4 protein-coding genes are annotated in these 3,322 nt (G+C 66.6%); 2 read left to right on the plus strand and 2 right to left on the minus strand.

Annotated elements, in window-relative coordinates:
• Positions 1-785, minus strand: a 785-nt coding sequence (locus HMPREF2716_RS20645; protein WP_177343806.1) for a cbb3-type cytochrome c oxidase subunit I, incomplete at its 3' end; no start/stop codon positions are given.
• A 186-nt stretch (positions 786-971) separates the two neighbouring features.
• On the opposite strand from HMPREF2716_RS20645, the gene HMPREF2716_RS20650 reads away from it, so the two are divergent.
• The gene (locus tag HMPREF2716_RS20650) at positions 972-1,604 is read left to right on the plus strand and encodes an alpha/beta hydrolase family protein (RefSeq protein ID WP_015503167.1); all 633 of its coding nucleotides are present in this window, start codon (positions 972-974) and stop codon (positions 1,602-1,604) included.
• 88 nt (positions 1,605-1,692) lie between these two features.
• Positions 1,693-2,850: a cationic peptide resistance protein CprA gene (gene cprA / locus HMPREF2716_RS20655; RefSeq protein WP_003087328.1), complete on the plus strand. Its 1,158-nt coding sequence runs from the start codon at positions 1,693-1,695 to the stop codon at positions 2,848-2,850.
• Between the two features lie 37 nt (positions 2,851-2,887).
• On the opposite strand, the gene HMPREF2716_RS20660 is transcribed toward cprA, so the two are convergent.
• Positions 2,888-3,322, minus strand: a 435-nt coding sequence (locus HMPREF2716_RS20660; RefSeq protein ID WP_031767512.1) for a methyl-accepting chemotaxis protein, incomplete at its 5' end; no start/stop codon positions are given.

Below are 3,322 nucleotides of genomic sequence, written 5' to 3' on the forward strand. Positions count from 1 at the left end.
TAGTGCAGGTGGTGCGGGCCGGCCCAGATGTACACCGCGATCAGCGCCCAGAAGTGGACGATGGACAGGCGGTAGGAGTAGACCGGACGCTCGGCCTGCTTGGGCACGAAGTAGTACATCATGCCGAGGAAGCCGGTGGTCAGGAAGAAGCCTACGGCGTTGTGCCCGTACCACCACTGGACCATGGCGTCGGTGGCGCCGGCGTACAGCGAGTAGGACTTGGTGAAGGTCACCGGCAGCTCGAGGTTGTTCACCACGTGGAGCATGGCGACGGTGAGGATGAACCCGCCGAAGAACCAGTTGCCCACATAGATGTGCTTGACCTTGCGCTTGACCAGGGTGCCGAAGAACACCACCGCGTAGGCGACCCAGACCACCGTGATCAGGATGTCGATCGGCCACTCCAGCTCGGCGTACTCCTTGGACGAGGTGTAGCCCAGCGGCAGGCTGATGGCGGCCAGCAGGATCACCAGTTGCCAGCCCCAGAAGGTGAAGGAGGCGAGGGTGTCGGAGAACAGTCGCACCTGGCAGGTGCGCTGCACCGCGTAGTAGCTGGTGGCGAACAGCGCGCAACCGCCGAAGGCGAAGATCACCGCGTTGGTGTGCAGCGGGCGCAGGCGGCCGAAGCTCGTCCACGGCAAGCCGAAGTTCAGGTCGGGCCATACCAGCTGGGCGGCGATCAGGACACCGACGGTCATGCCGACGATGCCCCAGACCACGGTCATGATGGCGAATTGGCGGACCACCTTGTAGTTATAGGCGGACTCTGGGTTAGTGGTGCTCATGCTATGGGCTTCCATCCACGGTTATACGCTATGGCTTTTCCGGCAGTTGGGATGCCGGGCGTCCCCCCATTGGGGCTGGTCTAATTGGCGTAATTAGCGAGAGGAAGCATGGATAATGGGGCGTTATGAAATATTGATCGGGATCAATTGGCTTCCCGACCCCCACTGCATACGAGGTGTGGCAAGTTGTCGCTGAAATGGAACCGCCCGGCCGGCTCGCTGTCGGCCACCCTGATTCTCGCCCATGGCGCCGGGGCGCCGATGGACAGCCCGTTCATGGAGCGCATCGCCGAACTGCTCGCCGCCCAGGGCATCGCCGTCGCGCGCTTCGAGTTTCCCTACATGGCCCAGCGCCGCGAGGACGGCCGCAAGCGTCCGCCGAATCCGCAGGCGCAGTTGCTCGACTGCTGGCGGCGGGTCCATGCGCAGGTCCGCGAGACCCTGGACGGGCCCTTGGCCCTGGGCGGCAAGTCGATGGGCGGGCGCATGGCCAGCCTGCTGGCCGACGAGCTGGGCGCGGATGCCCTGGTCTGCCTCGGCTACCCGTTCTACGCCGCCGGCAAGCCGGAGAAGCCGCGGGTCGCGCACCTCGCCGGGCTGCGCACGCCGACCCTGATCGTCCAGGGCGAGCGCGATGCCCTGGGCAACCGCGAGGCGGTGGCGGGCTATCCGCTGGCGCCGACGATCCGCCTGCACTGGCTGGCCGCGGCGGACCACGACCTCAAGCCGCTGAAGGCCTCCGGCCTGACCCACGAGCAGCACCTGGCGGCAACGGCGCGGGAGGTGGCCGGCTTCCTTCGCGGGCTCCAGGGCCATTAACGGTTCCTTAAGGCATCCCCTCATAAGCTGCGGCGCAACCACCCTCGCATCGAGGCGTGGGCGACTGACTTCTCTGAGGGGGGAAGACATGAACATGCATGCCGACGGTGAGCAGATCACCGCTATCGATACCCGCGAACGCATCCTGCTGACGGGGGCCACCGGCTTTCTCGGCGGTTCGGTCGCCGCCCAGCTGATCGCCGCCGGGCACGGCGCCAACCTGTCCTTCCTGGTCCGCGCCGAATCCCGCCAGCAGGGGCTCGAACGCCTGCGCGGCAACCTGCTGATGCATGGCGTCGACGAAGCCGACTGCCTGGCACTGCGGGCGGAGCAGATCCTCTGCGGCGATTTCCTCGACACCTCCTGGCTGGCCCGCGAGACGCCGCGCCTGATGCAGGTGGAGCGGGTGATCAATTGCGCCGCCGTAGCGTCGTTCTCGAAGAACCCGACCATCTGGCCGGTCAACGTCGACGGCACTTTCGCCTTCGCCGACGTGCTGAGCCGTTCGAAGCGACTGAAGCGTTTCCTCCACGTCGGTACCGCGATGTGCTGCGGACCGCAGCGAGAGTCGCCGATCAGCGAGTCCTGGGAGTTCCCGGCGGCGGAGCAGCAACTGGTGGACTACACCGCGTCCAAGGCGGAAATCGAGCGGCGCATGCGCGAGGAACTGCCGGGCCTGCCCCTGGTGGTGGCGCGGCCATCCATCGTGGTGGGCCACCGTACCCTTGGCTGCCAGGCCTCCGGTAGCATCTTCTGGGTCTTCCGCATGGGCTTCGCCCTGGAAAGCTTCACCTGCGGCCTGGACGAGCAGATCGACGTGATCCCGGTCGACTACTGCGCCGAGGCGCTGATCGGCCTGGCGCTGAAGCCGTGCCTGGGGCACAGCCTCTACCATATCTCCGCCGGCCATCGCGCGGCCTGCACCTTCGGTGAGATCGACGAGGCCTTCGCCCGCGCCAACGGGGCGGCGCCGGTAGGCGAGCGCTACCGCAAGGTGGAGGTGGACGACCTCAAGGAACTGGCGAAGAGCTTCGAGTCGCGCATCGGCCCGGCCAATCCGCGTCTGGTCCTGCGCGCGTTGCGCTTGTACAGCGGCTTTGCCGACCTCAACTACCTGTTCGACAACAGCCGTCTGCTTGAGGAGGGGATCTCCGCGCCACCGCGCTTCACCGACTACCTCGACGTCTGCGTGCAGTCGTCCAGCGCGGTGAGCATCCCGGCGCAGATGCAATGGGACTTCAAGTGACGGCAGGCGCGGGGAGTTTCCTCCCCGCGGCCTGATCTCAGCGGTTGAAGCGCTCGACCAGGGAATACTGGCTCTGCGCGGTGGTGGTCAGTTCCTCGCTCAGTTTCGCCGTGCGCAGCGCCTCGTCGGAGGTCTGCTCGGCCAGGGCGGCGATGGTGCTGATGTTGCGGTTGATTTCCTCGGCCACCGCGCTCTGTTCTTCCGCGGCGGCGGCGATCTGGGTGGTCATCTCGGTGATGTTGCTGACCGCCTCGCTGATGCCGACCAGCGCGCTGTCGGCTTCCAGCACCCGCTGGACCCCGGCTTCGGCCTGCTGCAGGCCGCTCTCCATGGTATGCACCGCATCGTTGGCGGTGTTCTGCAACTTGGCGATCAGATGGTGGATCTGCTCGGTGGAGGCCGCGGTGCGTTGCGCCAGCGAGCGCACTTCGTCGGCTACCACGGCGAAGCCGCGCCCCTGGTCGCCGGCCCG

Origin of the sequence: Pseudomonas sp. HMSC076A11, from assembly GCF_001810205.1 — a bacterium.
Classification (GTDB): domain Bacteria; phylum Pseudomonadota; class Gammaproteobacteria; order Pseudomonadales; family Pseudomonadaceae; genus Pseudomonas; species Pseudomonas aeruginosa.

Excerpts from the sequence above, each read along its gene's own strand:
- cprA (WP_003087328.1), top strand. The coding sequence starts at position 1,693 with ATGAACATGCATGCCGACGGTGAGCAGATCACCGCTATCGATACCCGC.